Below are 22,759 nucleotides of genomic sequence, written 5' to 3' on the forward strand. Positions count from 1 at the left end.
TCTCACGGCATGTGCCCTGACTGCAAAGAAGATTTCCTCAAGACATATAAGGATAAACTGGATTCACAACATAATACAAACACTTGATTCAGACATCGACACAACCTGCTGAGAACAACCTAAAGCGTCGGATTGTATTTCAGCTGGCTAAGCTGACGACGAATCAATAGTAGCTTATTCAGACTCATCGACAGCGCGTCCATATCAAGATTAAGCAGGGTTTCGGTCCACTCGGGCTTGGCAGAGAGCTCACCACAAAGCGCGATCGGAATACCCTCTTTTTTGGCTGCGGCAGCAGCAAGTTTAATAAGCTGAAGAATAGCCGGGTGGCCTGATTGATAGAGATCAGCCACCTCATCATCGGTGCGGTCCGTAGCCAGCGTGTACTGCATCAGATCGTTGGTGCCGATAGAGAAGAAATCACTCACTTTGGCCAGATCATCGGCAATCAGTGCGCTGGCTGGCACCTCAATCATGGTACCGATTGAGACCGGCTTGGTCAGCCCCAGCTCTTCACGGCACTGCAGGGCCATCTCACGCACCCAGTTCACCTCATCGCAATTGGTAACCATCGGAATAAGGATATGCACCTCACCCTCTTCAGCGGCGCGCAGCATAGCCCGCAACTGCGTGCGCAGAATATCGGGCCAGCGCAGCAGCAGTCGCACACCTCTTAGCCCCATGGCCGGATTTGCGCCGCCTTCGATATTGGAGGTGAGCTGATGGTAGTGCCACGGTTTATCACCACCGACATCAAGCAGGCGCATGGTGACCGGTTTACCAGGCATTCGCCGAACAAGAGAGACATACTGCTCAAACTGCTGCTCTTCATCGGGTATATCCGGGGTATTAAGGAAGAGGAACTCACTGCGGTAGAGACCGATGCCATCGATACCAACCTGCTCGGCAACATCCAGCTCTTCGGGAAATTCAATATTGGCCATCAGTTTGAGCGGATGACCATCCAGACTCGTTGAAGCGATACCGGCATAGGCCTCCAGCTCCACCTGTGCCTGCCAGAATGAGTCAATGGTGACGGCATAAGCTGCCTCCTCTTCAGGCGTGGGATTATGAATCCAGACTCCTCTTTCAGCATCAAGGATTAGCAGGTCGCCATCTTCAATGTCGTTGAGGATACCAACCGCACCCACCATGGCCGGCAGACCGATACCTCGGGCGACAATAATATTGTGAGCATCCACCCCACCCTGCTCAATCACCACACCGGCCACACCGCGCCGCCACATCATCACCATATCGGAAACAGAGAAATCTTCACCGATATAGATAATGGTTTTGCTGATGTTTCGCGCCTCTTCAAGACTGGAGCGTATGCCTGACTGAGTGCCCTGCAGATGGCGCAGAATCCTTTTGCCTGCATGTTCGACATCATCCTTACGGTTGCGCAGGTACTCATCTTCGATCTGCTCAAAGGTCTGCTGAATCGCATCCATCTCCTGCCTGAGTGCCCACTCGGCATTGATCTGGCTCTCGACAATTCGGTTACTGGCTCGATTCAGAAGCTCGGGATCGGCAATCAGCATGCGATGCACATCAAGCATAATTACCATATCATTGGTGCCGGTTTTCAACAGATGGCTGCGTTCGAAATCGACCTCCGAGCGCGCCTCATCAATGGCACCGAGCAGGCGCAACACCTCTGATCGAACCTCAGAAGCTTCAATGGAGTGCTCCGGAATCGGCTGCCTGCCATGGCGAAGTTTCTGTACGTGACCGATAATGATGCCGGAGCTCGATGCTGCGGCTCTGCCCTCACGGCGAAGCTTCTGCTGCACTGCTGGCATCTCGGTAACCGGCACCCCTATTCACCCTCTCCAAAACGATCATTGACCAGTGCTTCGATGGCATCCAGAGCAGCATCAGCATCCCGCCCTTCAGCGCGCAACATCAGCTCAGTGCCTCTGCAGGCAGCCAGCATCATAATGCCCATAATGCTCTTACAGTTCACATCGATCTCATCTTTTACCAGCGTCACCTCGCATTCAAAACGACTCGCTTCAGTAGCCAGCTTGGCTGATGCACGCGCATGCAATCCCAACTTGTTTTGAATTCTGATCAGCCGCTCAGCCATGACTTAACTCCTCACCCTTGTGCCGTGCGGAGCGATACGCATATACATCCTGCCCGCCTCTACTACCTGCTCGGCAAAAGCAGCAAGATCATGCGCTGAACTGCGCAGCGTTGCAGCCTTGACCAGCAGCGGCAGATTAAACCCTGAGACCACCTCGACTTGCCCCTTGGCAAGGGTTCCCATCGCCACATTGCATGGCGTACCACCAAACATATCTGCCAGCACCAGCACGCCATCACCAATATCGCAGGCGCGAATGCGTGTATCCAGAGCCTTGGCAAGCTCTTCAGGCGATTGCCCGGTTACCACATCAATCGCATCGATCAGCGGCTGCTCACCAACAACATACTCCAGTGCTTTAAGCATCTCAGATGCAATGCATGCATGGCCGATTAATACGATTCCGATCATCACTCTTCTCCCTCTTGCCCGGCATGTCTGCGCTCGACAATAGCCAGCTCTCTATGCTGGATTACCGGTAGTGCCATCTCTTCAGCCTTTAACCAGTCAGCCAGCCTCTCTGCCATATAGACTGAGCGATGACGGCCGCCACTACAGCCGAAAGCGATGGTGAAATATTGTTTTCTCTCTTTCTGAATCATCGGCCAGGAAAAAGCCAGCCACTGGCAAACCCTCTCTAGCGCCTCCCCGACCTCATCACGAGCCTCCAGAAAGGCGATTACATCACTGTCGCGCCCTGTCTGCTGAGCCAATTCAGGCAGATAGTGAGGATTAGGTAAAAAACGCATATCAAACACCATATCGGCCATGGCTGGTAGTCCATGTTTGTAGCTGAATGACATCACAGTACAGCTCATGCGATGTCGTTTTGAACCCGGCTTACGCCAGAACTGCTCAGCATTGTCAGCCAGTTCATAGGGGGTCAGGTGACTGCTATCGAGAATCAGATCAGCCATACTTCTGATCGGCAGCAGACTCTCACGCTCCTGCCTGATCGAATCCATCAGATCCACGCCCGCCGGATAGGGATGCCTGCGTTTGACGGTTGAGAAGCGGCGTTGCAACACCTCATCCTCAGCCTCAACAAACAGCAGTTGCCACTCATCCTCAGCCAGATTCTCTTCAATGGTTCTACGGATCGCCTGGGCAGTAAAACCACTGCGTGCATCCAGGCATACCGCGGCAGGGCGTTTGCGTGCCTGCATGATCATCGACCACTCCCGCAGCATCTCCAGCGGCAGATTATCGGTGCAGAAAAAACCTGCATCTTCCAGCGCATGCAATACGGTACTTTTACCTGCTCCGGAGAGCCCGCTGATTAGAAGCATTTAGGGCCTGTTAACACGATCACCCTCCCTTCTGGATGCGTTCCTGAAGGGATTGTACAAAAGCTTCGCCGCTATAAATACCACGCTGTTTGAGTAGCTGGTTGCGTGTTGCCACCTCAATCAGGATGGCCAGCGAACGGCCGGTACGAATCGGAATCGGAACACGGGCAATCGGCACTTCAAGAATTTCGATCTCACTCTCTTCACCCAGCACGCGATCCTCGGCTGCCACCTGATCCCACGGCACCAGCTCCACCACCATACTTAGGCGTTTGGCATCAGTGATCGCAGCGGCACCATAGAGGTCACGGATATTAAGGATACCCAGACCACGAATCTCCATATGATAACGCAGTGTGTCCGGACTGCGACCGACTATAGTGGTGGGGCTTTTACGTGAAAACTCGACCATATCATCAGCAATCAGGCGATTACCACGACATATCAACTCAAGCCCGACCTCACTTTTGCCGATACCGCTGGAGCCGGTAATCAGCACACCAAGTCCAAAGACATCCATATAGACGCCATGCTGATAGACCACTGGCGCCAGCCGATGCGAGAGGAAAAGCATCATATTGGTCATAAAGGTTGAGCTGGGAAATTCTGATAGCAGCAGCGGCGTATCGGTACGTCTGGCCGCCTCAAGAATGATTGCAGGAGGTTGCTGATTACGCGTAATCACTACACCGGCAAGGCGTAGTTCAAACACAGCATCGACAACACGCTTCTGCTCCTCAGGTGAACGGGTAGCAAGGTAGTTCAACTCGGTTTTTCCGATCACCTGCAGACGGTAATCGCTCAGGTTTTCAATAAATCCGGCAAAAGCCAGTGAAGGCTTCTGCATGCGCGGGTGATCAATGTAACGGTCCAGACCGGCTTCGCCGGCTACCAGATGCATTTTTGCAGCATCACCCTGTGCGGCCAGCAGCTCACGAATCGTGATACGGCGGGCCTGAATCATCAGGCCAGCCTCACCCGATCAGCAAACAGTGCTGCAATTGCTTCACTGCTATCAGCCTGCATCACCTGATCCCTGATACTCTCCTGCTGCAGTGTCCTGGCCAGCTGGGCCAGCAGTTCAAGATGTTGTCGATCATCCGAATCGGGAACCAGCAACATCACGGCGATATAGACCGGTTCGCCATCAATGGAGTCGAAATCGACCCCCTGTGGATGCCTTGCCAGTGCCAACACAGGCATAGGAAGGTCTGGCATACGCCCATGTGGAATGGCAACACCATGGCCGATGCCGGTGCTGCCAAGGTGCTCACGGGCCATGACGACCTCCATCACCCGATCCGGGTCGATGGAGGTCAACAGGTTAGCCATCTCGGTGATCAGCCCCCGTTTACTTAAGGCAGCTGAGTCGAGCAGCACATGCTCGGGCGTTAAAAGGTCCACGCTCAAAACATCCTGAAATTAAGCGGCTTCAGGTTCGATCCAGCTCAATGCACCGTCAGCACGACGGTAAACTGCATTCAGTTGCTCGGTCTGACCATTGGTGAAGAAAATCAGATCGCGACTGCCAAGCTCCAGCTGCATCACAGCTTCATCGACACTCATCGGCTTGGCGTCAATCTGCTCATGACGCAAAGTTTCAGGCTGATGATCTTCAGTCAGTTCATCCTTGTCGACGGCCATATCAAGAACCTTATGAGAGACCTTGATTTCGCGACCAGCCGCATCACCGCGATGGCGGCGAAGTTTTGCACGATAACGTTTGAGCTGACGATTCAGCTTATCAACAACGCCGTCAATCGATGCATACATATCCTCCGTCTCGTGACTGCCGTGGATATTAATACCACTGGCCTGCATGCTGACTTCACAACGCTGGCGAAATTTCTCAACCGACAAAACAACATGAACATCTACGACATGGTCGAAAGAGTGTTTCAGATGCTGCAGTTTGTCGTCCACATACGCCTTAAGCGGATCCGTGAGTTCTACATGACGTCCGGTAATGGATACTTGCATAGTTGTTACCTCCACATTGGATTGAATATAGTAGAAAACCCTTCCATGGACTCTCTACTTTTGGGCGCGCGCCTGCTGCCTCGCTCCCGATTGCTTGATGAACTGATCTTCAGATCATCAGTCGGCCGGTTGTGTTACACCGGCCTTAACGTGATTTTGCGACACGCCTGCGCTGGCTGCTCGGAGGCAGCCCTAACTGTTCCCGGTACTTGGCCACCGTACGGCGGGCAATTTCGATCCCCTCGGCCTGCAGGCGATCTGCAATCGCCTGATCCGAGATCGGTCTTCCGACCGGTTCTGAGTCGATCAGCGCTTTCACACGCTGCTGCACACGATAGACAGAGATAGTACCACCACCACGTGTCGGCAGACCAGCAGAGAAAAAGCGGCGCAGTTCAATCATGCCGATCGGTGTATCTGCAAATTTGCCGTTGGTAACACGTGAAATGGTTGATTCATGCAGGCCAACCTCTTCAGCTACATCCTGTAGTGTCAGTGGCTTCAGCCCCAATACGCCATACTCAAGAAAGGCACGCTGACGCTGGGCCAGACAGAGTGCGACCTTCATCAGTGTCTCACTACGCTGATCCAGTGCATGCAGAAGCCATTTGGCCTCCTTCATCGCCTGACTCATAAAATCTTTATCTTTGCCTTTCCACTCATGCGTCTGCCACTGCTCATTGAGGCGAATACCGCGCCAGCCCGATGCCGGAACCTCCACCTCAATCTCATTGCCGCTGGTGCGGCGGAAAATGATTTCCGGGCGGATATAGAAGTTGTTATCACCATGCATGCCGTGGCCGGGAAAGGGGTCAAGGCGACGCATACGGGCACGTGCCTGAGCGACCATCTCCTCTGTGCACTCCGCTTTTTTCGCCAGATCGGCATCGGAGCCAAACAACTCCAGTGGAAAATGGAGCAGCAGCCGCTGCACCCAGAGATCAATCTCAGATTCGCCATCCAGTTGCATCAACAGACATTCAGTCAGATCCCTCGCACCCAAACCGGCCGGTTCAAGCTGCTGAATCACCTGTGTCAGTACGGTTTCAACCATCTCACTATCAACGGTCATCTGCTCAGCCATTTCAGCTGCAAATTCCTTCGGATCGTTGCGGAAATAACCATCATCATCAAGGGAGTCGATCATGGCATGGGCCAGTTCGCGCTCAATGTCATTCATCGGCTGCCGATCCACCTGCTCATGCAGTGAATCGCCCAGATTCTGCTCGCCCTGCCAGAGCTGCTCACGATCAGGCATGCTGTCACGGCTGGAGGAGGAGTAGAGCGTCTCCCAACGGTTGTCACCCTGCTCTTTCCACTGCTCACGCTCATCCATCTCAATAGCGCGCTGCTCCTGAGCCCCTGATTCAGGCGGGGTGAATGAACCCTGATCCATATCCAGCATCGGATTACACTCAATGGACTCCTCGAGATAATTCTCCAGTTCCATTGAGTTCATTGCCAGAACCTTGAGGCTCTGGGTCAGTTGTGGGGTCAGTGCCAGACGCTGACCGAGTTTATGGGTAAGTTTAGTTTCCATCAGTTATTAAAAAGCGCCCACTTCTGTCATTTGCTTGGCGTTCAGGTTGTAGAGTTGCTGCTGCGGAGAGGTTCCGCTTGGAGAGTCGCTTTGGAAATAGAAATAGAGTACCATCAACATCCTTGTTATAACCCAAATCGCACAAAACCACAAGTCAAAATAGTTGGTTGGAAGCTTGTTCGGAGAGCTTACGCTTCTTTTTTCAGCGGCGCCAGCAGTTCAGCCAGCTCACCATTCTCCTGCATTTCAGAGACAATATCGCATCCGCCAATGAATTCACCTTTGATGTAAAGCTGTGGAATTGTTGGCCAATCAGAGTAATCCTTGATGCCCTGACGAATCTCTTCGCTCAGCAGCACATTGACCGCAGCAAAGGGGATCTCATAACTGGAGATGATGCCGCCCACGCGCTGAGAGAAACCGCACTGTGGGAAATCCGGAGTGCCCTTCATAAACAGAACGATATCGTTTCCTTTAACCACCTGATCAATCTGATCTAATACTGTTTCGCTCATGTCTACTCCTTGGGAACCGAGGTTTTCAACGCCAATGCGTGAATCGCCTCTCTCATATGATCACCCAGCGCGGCATAAACCATCTTATGCTGAGCGATGCGTGATTTGCCTGCAAATGCTGCCGAGACAACCTCCATCTCGAAGTGGTCATCGCCGGAATAGAGGCGTACATCCACGATTGCATCGGGAAGCCCCTGTTTAACCATCACTGCAATCTCTTCGGGTGTCGGTGTCATAAACGTCCTGTCTCTTGTTATTGTTTCTAGAAATGGTGGGCTCACCAGGACTCGAACCTGGAACCAACCGGTTATGAGCCGGTAGCGCTAACCAATTGCGCCATGAGCCCGTCGTTTTCACGGCAGGCGGGCAGACTAGGGCCAATAATCCCGGACTGCAATCCCAAGCGGCGTGTGGAATTAGTCACCAGCAATGGTAATATCATCAACATTTGTGGCAAGGTAATCGCCGAGCGCGTACAGTTGCCGCCATGAAACAGACCCTTGTCATCAAACCGACCCTATTTACCGAACTCCACCTCCCTGAAACGCTACTCAAAGGCATTGAGGAACTTGGCTTTACGGAGATGACAGATGTTCAGCAAATCGCCCTGCCGATAACGCTGGCAGGCAAGGATGTCGCCGGACAGGGACGCACAGGCACGGGCAAAACAGCCACCTTCCTGATCACCGCCATCAATCGTCTGCTCACCACTGAGCCCAAACAGGGGCGCAACAAGCAGCATCCACGCGCACTGATCATCGCGCCAACACGTGAACTGGCCGTTCAGATCTCCGATGATGCTGCCAAACTGGCAAAACATACCGGCCTGAAATTGCACACGGTCTACGGCGGTGTTGATTATGAGAAGCAGCGCCTTGGTTTTGATAAAGGAGTCGACATCCTGATCGGCACACCGGGTCGTCTGATTGATTACCTGAAGAAGCGGGTCTATTCGCTCTCCAAAGCTGATATGCTGATTATCGATGAGGCCGACCGCATGTTCGATCTCGGTTTTATTAATGATCTGCGTTTTATGCTGCATCGCCTGCCCAAATATGATCAGCGCCAGTCGCTGATGTTCTCGGCCACCCTCTCTCACCGCGTACTGGAAATGGCCTACGAGCACATGAACGAGCCTGAGAAGCTGCGCGCCGAAGAGGGCGACCTGACTGCCTCCGGCATCACTGAATCGATGTACCACACCAGTATGGATGACAAGTTCCCGTTACTGGTTCACCTGCTGCGCGAAGCCGACGTCAAACGCGGCATGATCTTCATCAACCAGAAGCGCACCGGTGAAAAAGTGGCGCGCAATCTGGCTCGCTACGGTTTTTCCGTCGGCATCCTCTCCGGCGATGTGCGTCAGCAGAAACGCACGCGCATCCTCGAAGACTTCACCAACGGTAAGCTACAGCTGCTGGTCGCCACCGATGTTGCCAGTCGCGGCCTGCATATCGATGGCGTATCCCACGTATTCAATTATGATCTTCCGGAAGATGCAGAGAACTATGTCCACCGTATTGGCCGCACCGCCCGTGCCGGCGCAAAAGGCACGGCCATCTCTTTCTCATGCGAGCGTTTCTGTTTTGGCCTGCCCGATATCGAGACCTACATCAGCCGCCAGGTTCCGATCTGTCATATCGAGCACGACATGCTGCAGATCGGCAAGCCGACCAGCCCGAAGGCTACAGCTGAAGGACTGAAAGCTGAGGATAAGGCTGAGCAACATGATCGTCCGAAACCGGGAGGACGCCCCGGTGGCAACCGTAACAGTCGCGGTGGTGGCGGACGCCCACGCCGCTAAACCCGGTTGTTCAGTCGGCTCAGAAAATCAGCACCTGTTAACGTTTAACCTTGCCGCCGCATTTGGCGCAGGTCTCTACCGTGGTCAGGATCTTCTTATTGGCCAGCATCTTTCCGCATGACTCACAGAAATAGAAACCTTTAAGGTTGCTGTAGACAATTACGGCCACCGCCACCAGCAATATCGCGTAACCTTTGGGTGGAAAATCCAGCACATAAGCCAGCGCCAGCAATACACCGGCCAGAGAGAAGATAATCATCGGCCAGAGCTTCTTCTTCAGCTGAATATCGATATTGATGGCAAACACGGCCAATCGGGCTGTCACAAACAGAACCCAGAAAAAGACACCAAAGAAAACCAGATCACTTGTACTCAAAGCAGCACCCCAAATTTCACGAATATCGCGCACACTAATCCAAGCCACCAAATGGTGAAACCACAGGAATCAGGCCCCCTGCACGATTGACCTTTTATTTTATGGCTACTGCCTTATATTGTTGCAATGGCGATTGAGAATAATAATAAACCTGAAGGTGAGGAGTTTCACGCTGAACAGACGGATGACAAACGGGCGCAGGACCATACCCACCTCCATGGGCATCACTACGACATTCACAGCGATGAAGAGAGTGAGGCCGTCCATCGCCTCAGAGAGAGACACAAACAGGTCAAACATGAGCATGAAACTCACGATACGCGTGAAGCGGCAAAGCAAATTCCAAAAAAACAGAACCGGATAACACCGAAACGGCACAAAGCCCATAAAAAAGGCAAACATCGCACTATCTTCTGGGGCCAGATTATCATTACCCTGTTCATCTTTATCACTGCAGGGCTAACCATCCGCGCCATTGAGATGGCCACCATCAAAAGTGGATCCCCTACCTGGATGGATGAGCTGAAGCAGGGGAATATCAGTCTGGCTGTAGAAAAATTTTCAATCACTGCCTCAGCTGCTGTTTCTCAGGTCTTCAACTCTGATCTCTCTATCGAAACGCTTATGAAGGATTTCAACGATGCCCTGCCGCACCTGAAAAAAGCGGGTTATATCCTTATCGAGATGGAGGTGGAGCTCGGCATCCCACCAAAGCTGATCCCCCACTTCTATCACGATGGTGATATCGAACTGGAGATGGATGAGACCCTTAAAGCACTTGGGGATAACAACATCGGCAAAGCACTGATTATGGCACTCTCCCAAGCCGGTGAGCTGCAAAAACAGATTGAAGTCGCCGATATGAAGTTCGACTACATTGAGGTGGAGCTAGGGCCAATCCCCGGGCTTAAGCTGCAGTACAAAAATTATTACGCCGTGAAAAAGAAAATTTTCAGATAACGCCACAAAACAGCCTTCTGGCAAGCGGCAGCAAGCGAAGCTAGGCTTGCCGCCAATTTATCAGGGAGCTCAGCGTGTTAACTTTTCAGGATTTGATTCTCACCTTACAGCAGTTTTGGGCCAGACAAGGCTGCGTGGTTCAACAACCATACGACTCATCGATGGGAGCGGGTACCTTTCACCCCGCCACTTTCCTGCGTGTGCTCGACGATAACGACTGGAACACAGCTTATGTGCAGCCGTGCCGTCGCCCTACCGATGGCCGCTATGGTGAAAACCCCAACCGACTGCAGCACTACTACCAGTTTCAGGTGATTCTCAAGCCTGCACCGGAAAACATTCTCGATCTCTATCTGCAGTCGCTGAATGAGATTGGCATCGATACTGAAGTGCATGATATCCGTTTTGTCGAAGATGACTGGGAAAGCCCGACTCTCGGTGCCTGGGGACTCGGCTGGGAAGTCTGGCTCAACGGCATGGAGGTGACGCAGTTCACCTATTTCCAGCAGGTGGGCAGTGTTGAATTGACCAAAACACCGGGTGAAATCACCTACGGCCTTGAGCGCATGGCGATGTACCTGCAGGGCGTGGACAACATCTATGATCTGATCTGGGTGGAGACCCCTGATGGCAAGAAGGTCACCTATGGCGAAGTATTCCATCGCAATGAAGTGGAGTTCTCCGCTTACAACTTCGATGAAGCCGATACCGATCAGTTGCACAAACAATTCGATCATGCCGAAGGCGAATGCAAACGCCTAACTGAAAAGAATCTGGTTCTGCCAGCTTATGAGGAAGTGATGAAAGCATCGCATGCGTTTAACCTGCTTGATGCGCGAGGTGCAATTTCCGTCGCTGAGCGCCAGCGCTTTATCGGACGCGTACGAGGCCTCGCCAGAACCGTGGCCCGTGCCTATGCGGAGGTGGACGCATGAGGATTGTTCAGACCGCTGCCATGCCATCCGTAGCATGGCCGCTCCACGGCAATAAAAAAGCGTCGTTTTTCATTGCCTCACAAATCACAGAGGTGATTTGCTCACCCATCCATGGGTTCGAAATGTCTATGAGAGGTTCCGATGTCTGCGCTTAAACCACTATTGATTGAAATCGGCATTGAAGAGATCCCGGCTGGACTGGCTGAAAAGCTGCAGAACAATCTGGCAACAGCCGTTGACAGACTACTCAAGGCTAACGGCATTGAACTCAATAGTGATAGCTGGACACACGCCTGCACACCGCGCCGTATCCTTGTGCATAGCAACGACTGCCCGGCCAAACAGCCTGATCGTGATGAAACCATCTGGGGCCCACCTGAGAAGGTAGCCTTTGATGCTGATGGCAAACCAACGCGTGCAGCTGAAGGTTTCGCTAAAAAATCTGGCCTCTCAATTGATGACTTTTCGCTCGAAGATAAAGGCGATGGCAAAGCACGTTACATGCAAGCGGTTGTTCACAAGGCTGGCCGTGATGTGACCGACATCCTCGGAGAAGCGCTACCTGATATCTTGCGCAAACTGCCAAGCCCGAAACAGATGAAATGGAACGATGGCGAAACGCGTGACGATGCCTTCATCCGCCCTGTGCGCTGGATTGTAGCGCGCCTTGGTGATGCGGTGATCCCCTTCTCCTATGCCGGCGTAAGCAGTGGCATTGAGAGCCGTGGCCATCGTATCTCCGGCTCGGTTGGTGAACTGGATCTCAATGATCCGATCACATGGCTGGCTGAGCAGAAAGTGATGGCCAAGCGTGAAGATCGCATCAACCATATCAACAGCGCCATGCAGACCCTTTGTCAGACTGAAGGGCTGAAAGTGGTGGCTGATGATGAACTGGTAGAAGAGGTGGCTGACCTGACCGAGTGGCCAGTGCCGCTACTGGCAGAGTTTGGCAGTGATTATCTGCGCCTGCCTGAAGAGGCGATCCGCATTACACTCAAAGCACATCAGCGCTGTTTTGTTACCCACGATAGTGCAGGCAGCATCTCTAATAAATTTATTGCTGTTGCCAATATTGAATCAAAAGATGTCAGCAAAGTTGCTGAAGGTAATGCCCGCGTGGTTAATGCCCGACTGGCGGATGCCGCCTTCTATTTTGATCGCGATCCATCTGAAACACTCGATGCCCGTGTTGAGAAGCTTAACAGTGTCACCTTCCAGGAGGGACTTGGCATGGTTGGCGATCAGGTGCGCCGCATGCGCTCATTTGTACTCGACAGTGCCAAAGCTATTGGTGCAGATGCTGATGCCGCACAGCGTGCCGCCTATCTCTGTAAATCTGATCTCACCACAGGTCTGGTCTATGAATTCCCTGAACTGCAAGGTTATATGGGTGGCGTCTATGCCCGCATGAATGGCGAGCCCGAGGTTGTAGCTCAGGCCATTGCTGAGCACTACCAGCCAGCAGGTGCCGAGGATGATCTGCCTGATTCTCCGGAAGCGCGTGCGATCGCCATTGCTGAGCGCATCGACAAGCTACTCGGCTACTTCCATCTCGGTCGTATCCCGACTGCCAGTGCCGATCCGTTCGGCCTGCGCCGCGCTGCCATCGGCCTGATCAGACTGCTTGCCGACACCACACAGCCGGTTGAGATGACACTGGATCAGGTGATCAACGAAGCCGCCAAACAGTGGAATCAGCAGCGTGTCACCATTGCCATTCAGGATGAGACCAAACAGCAGGTGCGCGCCTTTATTATTGAACGCCTGCTGGGGCAGAGTGATGCACTCGGCTTCTCCAAAACATCGATGGATGCAGCGGTAAACTCATCGGAAACACGTCCACTCTACCGCGAAGCGTTGATTGCCCGTCACCTGATGGGGTTTGAAAGCTCGGAAGAGGGGCAGGCCATTGCCGCTGCCAACAAGCGTATTGCCAATATCCTCAAAAAAGCGAAATCCGTTCCTTCCGCCGTTGAAACCGCACTCTTCTCTGAAGCTGCGGAACAGGCTCTCTTTGATGCGCTGCTAGAAGCTGAAGCAGGTTTCAGTGGCGCAGTAAGCAGTGGCCCGTTTGAAGCGAGTATCTCTCCGGCACTGGCTGAACTGGCCAAACTGCGAGGCCCGGTAGATCAGTTCTTCGATGATGTGATGGTGATGGCAGAGGATGAGAAGGTGCGCGGCAACCGTCTGGCACTGCTCTCCCGCTTGAGAACACTGTTCCTCAATCTGGCGGATATCTCTCGCCTCTGATGACAATCCTTGAAAGCCACGCCGCCGGGCAGCTGAAATGAACAACTTCAGCTGGTGGCGGCGCGGCGATCTCGATGGTTTCTTCGGTCTGTTTGTCGATAACCTGATCCAACTGATTCTGATCACCGTGCTCTGCACGCAACTGCTCGGTTTCCCTCCAGAACTGCTGTTTGGAAAAATTCTGCCCGGTGTGGCAATCAGCCTGCTGATCGGCAACCTCTATTATGCATGGCAGGCCAAACAGCTGAGTCTGGCAACCGGTCAGCCTGCCACAGCGCTGCCCTATGGTGTGAATACCGTATCCCTGTTTGCCTATGTCCTGTTTGTCATGCTGCCGGTAGTGAAAAGCACCGGTGATGCTGAACTGGCCTGGCAGATGGGCCTTGCCGCCTGCCTTGGCTCCGGCCTGATCGAGCTGGCCGGTGCATGGATCGGAGCGCGCGTTAAAAAGGTGACACCGCGCGCAGCCCTGCTTGCCACGCTGGCCGGTATCGCCATCACCTTTATCTCGATGGATTTTGCTTTCCGCATCTTTGCCGATCCGCTGATCGGTTTTGCGCCGCTGGCGCTGATCTTTATGCAGTATATCGGTCGATTGCCACTGCCTCGTGGTATCCCGGCAGGCCTTGCCGCCATTATCGTCGGCACCCTTCTCGCCTGGAGTCTGGGTCGCATGGATGGTGCAGCCCTGTCAGCGGCCTTCTCGATCTCACTGCATCTGCCAACCCCACAACTGCTGGAGCTTTTCTCAGCCTTCACATCACCTGAGCTAATCGGTTTCATTGCAGTGATTCTGCCGATGGGGCTGTTTAATCTGATCGGCTCACTGCAAAACCTTGAGAGTGCGGAGGCCGCAGGTGATTGCTATGCGGTAAAACCTTCACTGGCGGCCAACGGTATCGGCACGATTGTCGCCGCCTGTTTCGGCAGCTGCTTCCCCACCACCATCTATATCGGCCATCCCGCCTGGAAGGATATGGGGGCAGGGGCAGGTTATTCGATTGCCAACGGTGTTGTCATTACCCTGCTCTGCACACTCGGGCTGGTCGGTTTTGTCAGTGCCCTGATTCCTATAGAGGCGGGTGCAGCAATCCTGCTCTGGATCGGCATCATCATTGCGGCACAGGCATTTAAAGACACACCTTCCCACCATGCCCCGGCCGTGGTTGTCGGACTGATTCCGGCTATCGCCGCATGGGGTCTGTTGATGCTGGAGAGTGGGCTGCGTGCCGCCGGAACCTCGATTGGCGGGGTCGGCATTGAGACACTTGCCATGCAGTTTCCGATTGCGGGCATGATCGCGCTTGAGCGCGGTTTCATCTTCACCTCCATGCTGCTGGCTGCAATGACCGTTGCGCTTCTCGATGGCCGATACAAGATCGCCGCCAACTGGGCCTTTGCCGCCGCCCTGCTTAGCAGCACTGGCATCATCCACGGTTATGAGGTTGGCCAGTTTGCCATACTCAACAGCTACGGCCCTGCCAACAGCTGGCCCTTTGTGATCGGTTATCTGATGGTGGGTACGCTTTTCTGGTTACTGTCGGGCAACAGGGAGAAAGATTGAGATGAGGCCTCTTCCTGAATTGCCATCCGCCACAAACGACTATCTGATCGATCACATCCGACTGCTCAGCGACAGCCTTGCCCACTGGAGTGGCTGCGGCCTGATGGATGATGAAGCCGATCCGATCATTGCAGCACGCAGGCTCTACTTCGCCCCCTTCGCGCTGCTCTCGCACGGCATCGAAGCAGACCCTATCATCAATTACGCCAACCACACTGCCCAGCAGCTCTTTGAGATGCAGTGGCATGAAATCACCATGCTACCATCACGCCTTTCGGCCGAAGCGGTGGTGCAGCAGGAGCGCAATGCGCTGCTTAAAAGGGTAACTGATCACGGTTATATCGATGATTACTCAGGTGTGCGCATTGCCAAAAGCGGTAGCCGTTTTCAAATTGAGGATGCTACGGTATGGAATCTGCAGGATGCGTCAGGAAACTACTGCGGCCAGGCCGCCATGTTCTCTATCTGGCATCGACTCTGATCAGCCTGCTCTTAATGGCTGAGTTTTAGCGCAGCCACCTCTCTGATAATAGGCTCACACACCGCCCATGCTGCATCATGGCCAGGCAGGCTCTCTCTTGCTCTTCTACTCTGCAGTAGAAGCTCGCTGCGGGAGAGCTGCTGCTGCAGTACATCCGCACAGTGATTCAAGGATGTAGGGCCATAACTGCTGTAGGTAAAACCAGCTGAAAACATCAAAACCAGCAGCCCTGCACTGCATGTAAGCAGGTGGTTTTTCATCTTATCTATCTTATGCAGCTGCGATCACATGTTCAGCGTTGGGCTTATGGCGATAAAAGCCAAAGCCATCATAGCAACCACGATCATTATCTTAACGCTTAATTTCATATGCATATAACCTCCTCTCATCCAATGAACCTACAGATGTGCGAAGAGGCTCCATTCAGACCTCTTCTATGAAGAATCTAATGCTACAAGCAGAGGGCATAAATCATGCGTGAACTATTTCACAGATTGGAAAATATCTTTATGAAGTTGGCATATGAGGGGCTGTTTAAGTCCACTTATTAGAGGTTATGCAGAAAAAATGGCGCGCGGTACAGGAGTCGAACCTGTGACCTTCGGCTTCGGAGGCCGACACTCTATCCAGCTGAGCTAACCGCGCATTTCCATTGATCAGAAATCCCGCCGCACGATACTGGCTTGTTGGCAAAAAAGCCAATTGTCTGGATGCGACACAACATTTGTCGACAGCAAACGGTAGAAATGCTTAAACTGCCCTATGCCACTTCAACCCTCTGCAGAGACCACTTATGCCTGAACTTAATATCAGTATTGAGCAGCAGGAGCTGATCATCTCATTTGAGATCGGTGAAACCGACCTCTCCCTTAAAGATCTGCTCGACAACCACGGCTTCCCTCTGCCGAGCAGCTGTGGCGGGGTGGGTAAATGCGGACTCTGTCTGGTGCAGATCAATTCTGGTGACTGCTCACCGCTATCACTCTCGGAGAAAGGTACACTCACTGCCGATGAGGTCGCCAGAGGTTGCAGGCTGGCCTGCCAGGTTAAACCACTTACCGCTCTTCACATAACGATTGATAAAACAGAAAATCCGGCCGCATGGTCTGAGCTCGAAGCAGATGGCATCACTGGCAGCGCCTCCGGATCGAACAGGCTTGGATTGGCCATTGATTTTGGCACCACACAGATACGGGCGACACTGTGGAACCTTGATAGCAAACAACGTATTGATGGCATCACATCACTCAATCCGCAGAGCTGCTTCGGTGCAGATGTGCTGACCCGGCTTGCTGCAGCCAAGGCATCGAAAGGCCAAGCAGACCAACTCACCCAGCTTGCCAGAGATGCCGTTGATCAGGCTCTCCAGCTGCTCACATCACGTCACGAGTTGGCTACGACATCGATCCGATCCATCAGAATCGTTGCCAACACCGCCATGCTGGCGCTGCTTGCCGGAAAGAATTATGAACATCTTCTGGATCTGGACTACTGGGAGAAGCCGGTGGATTGCCTGCCGGAGAATATCAGCTTGTGGCGAGATGCCTGGGCACTGCATGAGGATGCTGAGATTGAACTGGCACAGCCGCTGGCCGGCTTTGTCGGCTCCGATCTTCTGGCTGCACTCCTCTCCACCGAGCTGACCGGCAGTGAAGATGCCGCCCTGCTGGTTGATTTCGGCACCAACTCCGAGATTGCCCTCTGGGATGGCAAAGCCTTGTGGGTTACATCGGTGCCGGGAGGCCCTGCCTTTGAAGGCAGCGGCTTAAGTTGCGGGGTGCCGATGATGGAGGGAGCGATCTACAAAGTTGGCGATACCGGGGCGAATGAACCGCTAGCCTGCAGTGTGATTGGTGACGCTCCTGCCAAAGGGGTTTGTGGTTCAGGGCTTGTTGATGCCATCGCCTGCCTGTTAAGTCGAAAAGCCTTGAATCCTGTTGGCAGGCTTGCCGAGCCCTATGCCAAAGCGGGTTTTCCGCTCGATGAGGCGGGCTCCATTCGCATTAGAAATCACGATATCGACCTGTTTCAGCGCGCCAAAGGGGCTACGGGTGCAGCTATTGTCTACCTTCTTGAAGAAGCAGGCTTGCAACAGGCGTCGCTGAAACGGCTCTGTATCACCGGCGCATTCGGCAGCGGCCTTGATTGCCGACACGCCTCTCAAATCGGTCTGATTCCGGATGTTGATCCCGATATTATCGAACTCTACAGCGACAGTGCCCTGAGCGGATGTGAGGCGCTGCTCCTGAACGCTGACGCCCATCAGCAGCTCGCCTCATTCAGGAGAGATGCCAGGCTGATCAATATGTCACTGGCGCCTGAATTCGATATGTTGTTTGTTGATAAGCTGTTTCTTAAACCCTTGTAAGAAAACGGCATTAATGTTGCTTGTATGCTATACTAACCAATAGCAGGCAGAACTTCCCCGACACCTGCAACAGGGGGCGCTATGCAGACAGAAATCATCAAAGCCTATAACGAAGCGGTCTATGATACTGACCGCGACAGAGCCCTTGAAATTATTGATACTGCTCTGGAAAAGGGGGTAACCCCTGAAGAGATCGTATTTGATGTCATTATCCCCGCCATGGAGTCGATGATGAAATCGATCAGCGAGGATTTTGACGCCAACCTCGCCCAGCACTTCATGGCTGCCCAGATCTCCGCCGAAGTGACAGAAAAGATGCTTACGCAATTCAAAACGCCGCCCGAATCACTCGGCTGCATTGTCATCGGCACCTCAGTCGGTGATATGCATACACTCGGCAAACGCATCGTCTCCGGCTGTCTGCGCTCAATGATGGTCGATGTCGTTGATCTGGGCGTAAACATCAAACCAGAAGCCTTTGTTGATAAAGCGGTTGAGATCGGTGCGCCGGTAATCGCCATCTCCTCGATGATGATGCACACCGCCACCAGCGAAAATGGCTGCCTGCGGGTGCGCGAAATACTTAAAGAGCGCGGCCTTGAAGATAAGATCAAGATCGTGGTTGGCGGTGCCCCCTACCGCTGGGATAACGACCTCTATAAAAGCGTAGGCGCTGATGCCTGGGCTGATAACGGTATCACCGCCGGCGAAGTGATTAAAAAAATTGTTATGGAGGCCCGCTCATGATTACAGGCATGGACAGGCTGATCGCAGCCATCAACGGTGAAAAATCGGACCGCATTCCGGTCTTCTGCAACCTGCTCGATCAGGGGGCTGCTGAACTCGGCATCTCATCGCTTAAAGAGTATTACGGCAACGGCGAACATGTGGCCGAAGCGCAACTGAAGATGCGCGAGAAGTATGGCCACGACAATGTCTGGAGCCTCTTCTATGTCGGCAAGGAGGCCGAACTTCTGGGCTGTGAAAAGATCGTCTTCTCCAAGGGCGGCCCACCCAATGTCGAGGATTTCGTCATAAAATCCTATGATGATATCGTCAATCTTGAGATTCCCGATGATCTCGCTGCCATGCCTGCCTTTGCGGAGAACCTCAAGTGCCTGAATATCCTCAAACGCGAAGTGGGTGGCAAACAGCCGATCTGTGCCTATATCACCGCAGGAATGACACTGCCGGCGATCCTCATGGGTATGGACAAATGGCTCGAGTTGCTGCTGCTGGGACCAACCGATATCCGTGATCTGCTGCTGGAGAAGTGTTCAGACTTCTTCCAGAAGGAGATCAAGGCATTCAGGGATAACGGCGCTGATGTCTGCGTCTACTCCAATCCCTTCGGCTCCACCGATTTTGTCTCGATGAAACAGTTTGATGCGCTATCGATGCCGTGGATGAAGCGGGATATCGAGCCCGGAGGCGTTGCAGGCCTGGTCTACTACTGCGGCAGTTCGCGCTTTAACAAAGTAATCGACCGCGTTATCAAAGAGCTGGGCATCGGCGTCTTCTATCTCAGCCCCAAGGATGATATTGCCGAAGCCAAGAAGATCATCAACGGCCGCGCACTCACCTGCGGCGTGATTAACGATATCAAGCTGGTGAGCTGGAGCAGGGAGGAGATCAGAGCCGAGGTAAAAAGGATGTGTGAGGCCGGCATGCCGGGCGGCAAGTTCCTCTTCGGCACGCTGGTGATGCCGTATGATATTCCTGAGCAGAATATCCGGGCGATGCTGGAGGCGGCCTATGAATATGGCAGTTACTGAATCCACGGATAACAGCGACAGGCTGCTACTTATCGGCTGTGGCATCCTGCAGAAGGAGATTCGCTACCTGATCAAAAAGAACGACTGGCCACTGGATAGCTCCTTCATGCGCTCTGCCCTGCACAACAATATCGGTAAGCTGGAGAAGGGTTTAAAGGGCTCGCTGGCTAAGCGGGCTGATCGCGAGACCATCGTCTTCTACGGCTGCTGCCACCCCGATATCGATAACATCGTAGCCAGAGGCAACGCTGTCCGCACACCGGGTCAGAACTGTGTTGATATTCTGCTGGGGCGTGAGCTGTTCGATCTGGAGCTGGAGCGCGGTGCCTTCTTCCTGCTGGAGGAGTGGGCTGAGCGCTGGAGTCCGATCACCGAGATGGTGTTCGGTAAGAATCCGGAGGTGATCCGCTCAGTTTTTCAAGAGGCGCACAAATATATTCTGGCCATTCGCACCCCATGCTCTGATGACTTCAGTGAAGAGGCGCAGGAGGTTGCCTCGATTGTCGGGCTACCGTTGCAGTGGATGGATACAGGACTTGAACATCTCGAAGCAACCCTCAAACAGACGATGGAGCAGAAACTGAAGGAACGCGATGACTGAGCAGGAAAAGCAGCTGAGCAGCGGGGAAATTAAGGAGCTGCAGGAGCGAGCTAAAAAGCTGGCGATGGAGAAGTCTTATCTCCAGCTGGTGCAGCAGATGATCACCAGCATCGGCGAATCATCGGGTCTGGAAAATGTCATCCAGAGCATGCTTACCAACACCATGAATGTTGTCGGCGGCAGCAACCTGAAAATCTACTATAAGATCGATGAGCAGCTCTATTATGCCGATGTGATGGGAGAGAGCAGGGAGCTGGAAACATTTCCTGATGAGGTGATCGCCCGGGTCTACAACAGCGGCCAGGCGGAGGAGCTTGAGGCCGAATTCGATCAAACCCGGCTGCAGACCCCGAAATTCACCAAGGCCTATACCTGGATCTATCCGCTCCTGGCTAACAACGAAGTAATCGCCGTCTGCAGATTGGAAAATCTGAGCATGGATTTGCAACAGATCTACGGTCAGCTGCCCGCCTTTTTCAACTTTTCAGCGATGGTGCTGAAGAATGAGATTCTCGGCCACTCACATCTGCAGAAGCTCAATGAACAGCTTGAGGTTGAGGTGACCGAACGCAAAGCGCGCGAAAGTGATCTGAAGCAGGTAAAAATTACGCTTGAGCAGACTGTGGAGAAGCGCACTGCGGAGCTAAAGGAAAAGTCAGATGAGCTTAATCTCTTCTTCTCCTCGGCTCTTGATCTGCTCTGCATCGCCGATTCAGAGGGTTATTTCCGCAAATTGAATCCTGAATGGGAGAAGGCACTTGGCTATCCATTGCGTGAACTTGAAGGAAGAAAGTTTCTCGAGCTGATACACCCCGATGATCTTGAATCCACCCTGCAGGCTATTGCGACACTCTCAGCGCAGCATCCGTTGCTGAACTTCTCAAACAGATACCGGCATAAAGATGGCTCCTATCGCTGGCTTGAGTGGCGCTCGCATCCGGTGGGCGACAAGATTTACGCCTCTGCCCGCGATATTACCGAGCTCAAACTGGCCGAAGAGGAGATCAGGCGCTTTAACAGTGAGCTGGAGCAGATCGTTGAAGAGCGTACGGAAAAACTGAATGAAACCAACAAAAGGCTGGAGTCGTTTAATGAGCTGATGGCAGAGCGCGAAATGCGCGTGGTTGAGGTTAAGCAGGAGGTGAACCTGCTGAGTCAGAAGCTGGGCCAGCCGATGCCTTACAAGGAGGTTTGGGATGCGCTACAGGAGTAATAGATCCACACTGAGTCATCATGGCTGGCTCGGCATGTTAATGATGCTTGCCTGCACTACGCTGCTCTTTGGCTGCTCCGAAAAAGAGGTGATGAGCATCGACAAAGTACGGCTTGGTTTGCCACTACAACCCTCCAGCTCTCTGGTGCTGATTGCTGCCGAGAAGGGCTATTTCAGCCAAAGTGGGCTCGATGTTGAACTGAGCAGCTTCCCCAGCGGTAAACGAGCACTGCTCGAAGGATTGCTGCCGGGCAATGTGGATATTGCCGTTTCAACAGAGGTGCCGATTGCCGCTGCCGCCCTGCGCGGTGAGAAATTCAACATCGTCGCCTCCACCTTCACCGCCAGCAATGTTAACCGAATTATTGCCCGCAAAGATGCAGGCATAGAAAAACCGGCTGATATCGCAGGCAAACGCATCGCCACCCAGAAGAACTCGGCGGTTCACTACTTCCTGCATCTCTTCCTGCTGGAGCACAAGCTCTCCGAAGCTGATATCAAACTCTCCTTTGCCAAAGCTGAATCTCTGCCTCCGGCACTGGAGTGGGGCACCATCGACGCCTTCTCGATGCGCGAGCCCTATATTTCTCAGGCTGCAGAGCGGCTTGTGGACAACCATCTCATCTTTGCGGCACCCGGTGTCTATAAACAGTTCGATGTCGTTGTGGTGAGCCCTGAGCTGCAGAAGCAGCGGCCGCAGGTGATTGAGAAGTTCCTGCGTGCACTGCAGATGGCTGAGCAATTTATACAAGAGCAGCCAAAACAGGCGCAGCAGATCGTGGCCGGAAAACTGGGTGTGCCGGTAGAAACAGTTGCCGCCGGATGGGATCAATACACCTTCCGGCTCGGTATGGAGCAGACACTTCTTCTGCTGCTGGAGGATATCTCTCGCTGGATGGCCTCTGAAGAGAGAGAGAAGCAGATGCCCAATTTTCTCGGCATGATGACCTTTGACGGACTGGAGAGGGTGAAACCCAATGCCATTACCGTGTTCAGATAGGCTGTGAGGAGTA

The 22,759-nt window shown here is 53.2% G+C and carries 24 protein-coding genes and 2 tRNA genes; 12 read left to right on the forward strand and 14 right to left on the reverse strand.

Translation table 11 applies throughout. From position 1 onward, the window contains the following. Nucleotides 1–119 precede the first annotated feature (119 nt). The 11 genes from ptsP to F3F96_RS05145 form a co-directional block, all read right to left on the reverse strand. Nucleotides 120–1,820, reverse strand: coding sequence for a phosphoenolpyruvate--protein phosphotransferase (gene ptsP / locus F3F96_RS05095; protein ID WP_370465502.1), 1,701 nt, complete (start codon nucleotides 1,818–1,820; stop codon nucleotides 120–122). 2 nt (nucleotides 1,821–1,822) lie between these two features. Beyond that, the gene (locus F3F96_RS05100; protein ID WP_176962147.1) at nucleotides 1,823–2,092 is read right to left on the reverse strand and encodes an HPr family phosphocarrier protein; all 270 of its coding nucleotides are present in this window, start codon (nucleotides 2,090–2,092) and stop codon (nucleotides 1,823–1,825) included. 3 nt (nucleotides 2,093–2,095) lie between these two features. Further along, nucleotides 2,096–2,503: a PTS sugar transporter subunit IIA gene (locus tag F3F96_RS05105; protein WP_176962148.1), complete on the reverse strand. Its 408-nt coding sequence runs from the start codon at nucleotides 2,501–2,503 to the stop codon at nucleotides 2,096–2,098. Then, on the reverse strand, nucleotides 2,503–3,381 hold the full coding sequence (gene rapZ / locus F3F96_RS05110; protein WP_176962149.1) for an RNase adapter RapZ: 879 nt from the start codon (nucleotides 3,379–3,381) through the stop codon (nucleotides 2,503–2,505). The genes F3F96_RS05105 and rapZ overlap by 1 nt, the downstream gene beginning before the upstream one ends. 19 nt (nucleotides 3,382–3,400) lie before the next feature. Then, a complete protein-coding gene (hprK, locus tag F3F96_RS05115) occupies nucleotides 3,401–4,345 on the reverse strand; it encodes an HPr(Ser) kinase/phosphatase (protein ID WP_176962150.1) in 945 nt (314 codons plus the stop codon). Further along, nucleotides 4,345–4,785, reverse strand: a complete 441-nt coding sequence (locus tag F3F96_RS05120) for a PTS sugar transporter subunit IIA (RefSeq protein ID WP_176962151.1) — start codon at nucleotides 4,783–4,785, stop codon at nucleotides 4,345–4,347. The genes hprK and F3F96_RS05120 overlap by 1 nt, the downstream gene beginning before the upstream one ends. Before the next feature lie 18 nt (nucleotides 4,786–4,803). Next, nucleotides 4,804–5,361, reverse strand: a complete 558-nt coding sequence (gene hpf, locus F3F96_RS05125; RefSeq protein ID WP_176962152.1) for a ribosome hibernation-promoting factor, HPF/YfiA family — start codon at nucleotides 5,359–5,361, stop codon at nucleotides 4,804–4,806. A gap of 145 nt (nucleotides 5,362–5,506) precedes the next feature. Next, nucleotides 5,507–6,901: an RNA polymerase factor sigma-54 gene (gene rpoN, locus F3F96_RS05130; RefSeq protein ID WP_176962153.1), complete on the reverse strand. Its 1,395-nt coding sequence runs from the start codon at nucleotides 6,899–6,901 to the stop codon at nucleotides 5,507–5,509. A gap of 188 nt (nucleotides 6,902–7,089) precedes the next feature. Next, the gene (gene grxD, locus F3F96_RS05135) at nucleotides 7,090–7,416 is read right to left on the reverse strand and encodes a Grx4 family monothiol glutaredoxin (protein WP_176962154.1); all 327 of its coding nucleotides are present in this window, start codon (nucleotides 7,414–7,416) and stop codon (nucleotides 7,090–7,092) included. A gap of 2 nt (nucleotides 7,417–7,418) precedes the next feature. Continuing rightward, nucleotides 7,419–7,652: a BolA family protein gene (locus F3F96_RS05140; RefSeq protein WP_176962155.1), complete on the reverse strand. Its 234-nt coding sequence runs from the start codon at nucleotides 7,650–7,652 to the stop codon at nucleotides 7,419–7,421. Nucleotides 7,653–7,685: 33 nt separating this feature from the next. Next, nucleotides 7,686–7,762, reverse strand: a tRNA-Ile gene (locus F3F96_RS05145). A gap of 141 nt (nucleotides 7,763–7,903) precedes the next feature. On the opposite strand from F3F96_RS05145, the gene F3F96_RS05150 reads away from it, so the two are divergent. Beyond that, a complete protein-coding gene (locus F3F96_RS05150; RefSeq protein ID WP_176962156.1) occupies nucleotides 7,904–9,220 on the forward strand; it encodes a DEAD/DEAH box helicase in 1,317 nt (438 codons plus the stop codon). Between the two features lie 37 nt (nucleotides 9,221–9,257). On the opposite strand, the gene F3F96_RS05155 is transcribed toward F3F96_RS05150, so the two are convergent. After that, the gene (locus F3F96_RS05155) at nucleotides 9,258–9,644 is read right to left on the reverse strand and encodes a hypothetical protein (RefSeq protein WP_176962157.1); all 387 of its coding nucleotides are present in this window, start codon (nucleotides 9,642–9,644) and stop codon (nucleotides 9,258–9,260) included. 78 nt (nucleotides 9,645–9,722) lie between these two features. Here F3F96_RS05155 and F3F96_RS05160 point away from each other — a divergent pair, with 78 nt between their 5' ends. The 5 genes from F3F96_RS05160 to F3F96_RS05180 all read left to right on the forward strand — a co-directional run bounded on the left by F3F96_RS05160 (nucleotide 9,723) and on the right by F3F96_RS05180 (nucleotide 15,789). Beyond that, nucleotides 9,723–10,556: a hypothetical protein gene (locus tag F3F96_RS05160; RefSeq protein ID WP_176962158.1), complete on the forward strand. Its 834-nt coding sequence runs from the start codon at nucleotides 9,723–9,725 to the stop codon at nucleotides 10,554–10,556. Between the two features lie 74 nt (nucleotides 10,557–10,630). Continuing rightward, nucleotides 10,631–11,491: a glycine--tRNA ligase subunit alpha gene (locus tag F3F96_RS05165; RefSeq protein ID WP_176962159.1), complete on the forward strand. Its 861-nt coding sequence runs from the start codon at nucleotides 10,631–10,633 to the stop codon at nucleotides 11,489–11,491. 141 nt (nucleotides 11,492–11,632) lie between these two features. Next, the gene (gene glyS, locus F3F96_RS05170) at nucleotides 11,633–13,744 is read left to right on the forward strand and encodes a glycine--tRNA ligase subunit beta (protein WP_176962160.1); all 2,112 of its coding nucleotides are present in this window, start codon (nucleotides 11,633–11,635) and stop codon (nucleotides 13,742–13,744) included. 37 nt (nucleotides 13,745–13,781) lie between these two features. Then, nucleotides 13,782–15,308 (forward strand): NCS2 family permease, encoded by a 1,527-nt coding sequence (locus F3F96_RS05175; RefSeq protein WP_176962161.1) that lies wholly within the window; start codon nucleotides 13,782–13,784, stop codon nucleotides 15,306–15,308. 1 nt (nucleotide 15,309) lies between these two features. After that, nucleotides 15,310–15,789, forward strand: a complete 480-nt coding sequence (locus F3F96_RS05180) for an MEKHLA domain-containing protein (protein ID WP_176962162.1) — start codon at nucleotides 15,310–15,312, stop codon at nucleotides 15,787–15,789. An 11-nt stretch (nucleotides 15,790–15,800) separates the two neighbouring features. Here F3F96_RS05180 and F3F96_RS05185 read toward each other — a convergent pair whose 3' ends face one another. Continuing rightward, complete coding sequence (locus F3F96_RS05185; protein WP_176962163.1) at nucleotides 15,801–16,049, reverse strand: hypothetical protein; 249 nt, start codon at nucleotides 16,047–16,049, stop codon at nucleotides 15,801–15,803. Nucleotides 16,050–16,357: 308 nt separating this feature from the next. Beyond that, a tRNA-Arg gene (locus F3F96_RS05190) sits at nucleotides 16,358–16,434 on the reverse strand. Nucleotides 16,435–16,582: 148 nt separating this feature from the next. Between F3F96_RS05190 and F3F96_RS05195 the strand changes: the two genes are divergently transcribed. From F3F96_RS05195 to F3F96_RS05220, 6 genes are all read left to right on the forward strand, one after another. Next, nucleotides 16,583–18,157 (forward strand): ASKHA domain-containing protein, encoded by a 1,575-nt coding sequence (locus tag F3F96_RS05195; RefSeq protein ID WP_176962164.1) that lies wholly within the window; start codon nucleotides 16,583–16,585, stop codon nucleotides 18,155–18,157. Between the two features lie 81 nt (nucleotides 18,158–18,238). Continuing rightward, nucleotides 18,239–18,904 (forward strand): B12-binding domain-containing protein, encoded by a 666-nt coding sequence (locus F3F96_RS05200; RefSeq protein ID WP_176962165.1) that lies wholly within the window; start codon nucleotides 18,239–18,241, stop codon nucleotides 18,902–18,904. After that, entirely contained in the window at nucleotides 18,901–19,932 is a 1,032-nt protein-coding gene (locus F3F96_RS05205) for a uroporphyrinogen decarboxylase family protein (protein ID WP_176962166.1), read from the forward strand. Before F3F96_RS05200 ends, F3F96_RS05205 begins: the two co-directional genes overlap by 4 nt. After that, nucleotides 19,913–20,533 carry a DUF1638 domain-containing protein gene (locus F3F96_RS05210; RefSeq protein ID WP_206675271.1) on the forward strand — a complete coding sequence of 207 codons (621 nt, stop codon included), beginning with the start codon at nucleotides 19,913–19,915 and terminating at the stop codon, nucleotides 20,531–20,533. The genes F3F96_RS05205 and F3F96_RS05210 overlap by 20 nt, the downstream gene beginning before the upstream one ends. Beyond that, entirely contained in the window at nucleotides 20,526–21,746 is a 1,221-nt protein-coding gene (locus tag F3F96_RS05215) for a PAS domain S-box protein (RefSeq protein WP_176962167.1), read from the forward strand. The genes F3F96_RS05210 and F3F96_RS05215 overlap by 8 nt, the downstream gene beginning before the upstream one ends. Continuing rightward, the gene (locus F3F96_RS05220) at nucleotides 21,730–22,746 is read left to right on the forward strand and encodes an ABC transporter substrate-binding protein (RefSeq protein ID WP_176962168.1); all 1,017 of its coding nucleotides are present in this window, start codon (nucleotides 21,730–21,732) and stop codon (nucleotides 22,744–22,746) included. The genes F3F96_RS05215 and F3F96_RS05220 overlap by 17 nt, the downstream gene beginning before the upstream one ends. The last annotated feature ends 13 nt before the right edge of the window (nucleotides 22,747–22,759 follow it).

The sequence above is a fragment of the Mariprofundus sp. NF genome, assembly GCF_013387455.1.
GTDB lineage: Bacteria > Pseudomonadota > Zetaproteobacteria > Mariprofundales > Mariprofundaceae > Mariprofundus.

What these genes read in the sequence shown, in the direction of transcription:
- F3F96_RS05100 (WP_176962147.1), bottom strand. Translation starts at nt 2,092, where the DNA reads ATGGCTGAGCGGCTGATCAGAATTCAAAACAAGTTGGGATTGCATGCG.
- F3F96_RS05105 (WP_176962148.1), bottom strand. Translation starts at nt 2,503, where the DNA reads ATGATCGGAATCGTATTAATCGGCCATGCATGCATTGCATCTGAGATG.
- rapZ (WP_176962149.1), bottom strand. Translation starts at nt 3,381, where the DNA reads ATGCTTCTAATCAGCGGGCTCTCCGGAGCAGGTAAAAGTACCGTATTG.
- hprK (WP_176962150.1), bottom strand. Translation starts at nt 4,345, where the DNA reads ATGATTCAGGCCCGCCGTATCACGATTCGTGAGCTGCTGGCCGCACAG.
- hpf (WP_176962152.1), bottom strand. Translation starts at nt 5,361, where the DNA reads ATGCAAGTATCCATTACCGGACGTCATGTAGAACTCACGGATCCGCTT.
- rpoN (WP_176962153.1), bottom strand. Translation starts at nt 6,901, where the DNA reads ATGGAAACTAAACTTACCCATAAACTCGGTCAGCGTCTGGCACTGACC.
- grxD (WP_176962154.1), bottom strand. Translation starts at nt 7,416, where the DNA reads ATGAGCGAAACAGTATTAGATCAGATTGATCAGGTGGTTAAAGGAAAC.
- F3F96_RS05140 (WP_176962155.1), bottom strand. Translation starts at nt 7,652, where the DNA reads ATGACACCGACACCCGAAGAGATTGCAGTGATGGTTAAACAGGGGCTT.
- F3F96_RS05150 (WP_176962156.1), top strand. Translation starts at nt 7,904, where the DNA reads ATGAAACAGACCCTTGTCATCAAACCGACCCTATTTACCGAACTCCAC.
- F3F96_RS05160 (WP_176962158.1), top strand. Translation starts at nt 9,723, where the DNA reads ATGGCGATTGAGAATAATAATAAACCTGAAGGTGAGGAGTTTCACGCT.
- glyS (WP_176962160.1), top strand. Translation starts at nt 11,633, where the DNA reads ATGTCTGCGCTTAAACCACTATTGATTGAAATCGGCATTGAAGAGATC.
- F3F96_RS05175 (WP_176962161.1), top strand. Translation starts at nt 13,782, where the DNA reads ATGAACAACTTCAGCTGGTGGCGGCGCGGCGATCTCGATGGTTTCTTC.
- F3F96_RS05180 (WP_176962162.1), top strand. Translation starts at nt 15,310, where the DNA reads ATGAGGCCTCTTCCTGAATTGCCATCCGCCACAAACGACTATCTGATC.
- F3F96_RS05185 (WP_176962163.1), bottom strand. Translation starts at nt 16,049, where the DNA reads ATGAAAAACCACCTGCTTACATGCAGTGCAGGGCTGCTGGTTTTGATG.
- F3F96_RS05195 (WP_176962164.1), top strand. Translation starts at nt 16,583, where the DNA reads ATGCCTGAACTTAATATCAGTATTGAGCAGCAGGAGCTGATCATCTCA.
- F3F96_RS05200 (WP_176962165.1), top strand. Translation starts at nt 18,239, where the DNA reads ATGCAGACAGAAATCATCAAAGCCTATAACGAAGCGGTCTATGATACT.
- F3F96_RS05205 (WP_176962166.1), top strand. Translation starts at nt 18,901, where the DNA reads ATGATTACAGGCATGGACAGGCTGATCGCAGCCATCAACGGTGAAAAA.
- F3F96_RS05210 (WP_206675271.1), top strand. Translation starts at nt 19,913, where the DNA reads ATGAATATGGCAGTTACTGAATCCACGGATAACAGCGACAGGCTGCTA.
- F3F96_RS05215 (WP_176962167.1), top strand. Translation starts at nt 20,526, where the DNA reads ATGACTGAGCAGGAAAAGCAGCTGAGCAGCGGGGAAATTAAGGAGCTG.
- F3F96_RS05220 (WP_176962168.1), top strand. Translation starts at nt 21,730, where the DNA reads ATGCGCTACAGGAGTAATAGATCCACACTGAGTCATCATGGCTGGCTC.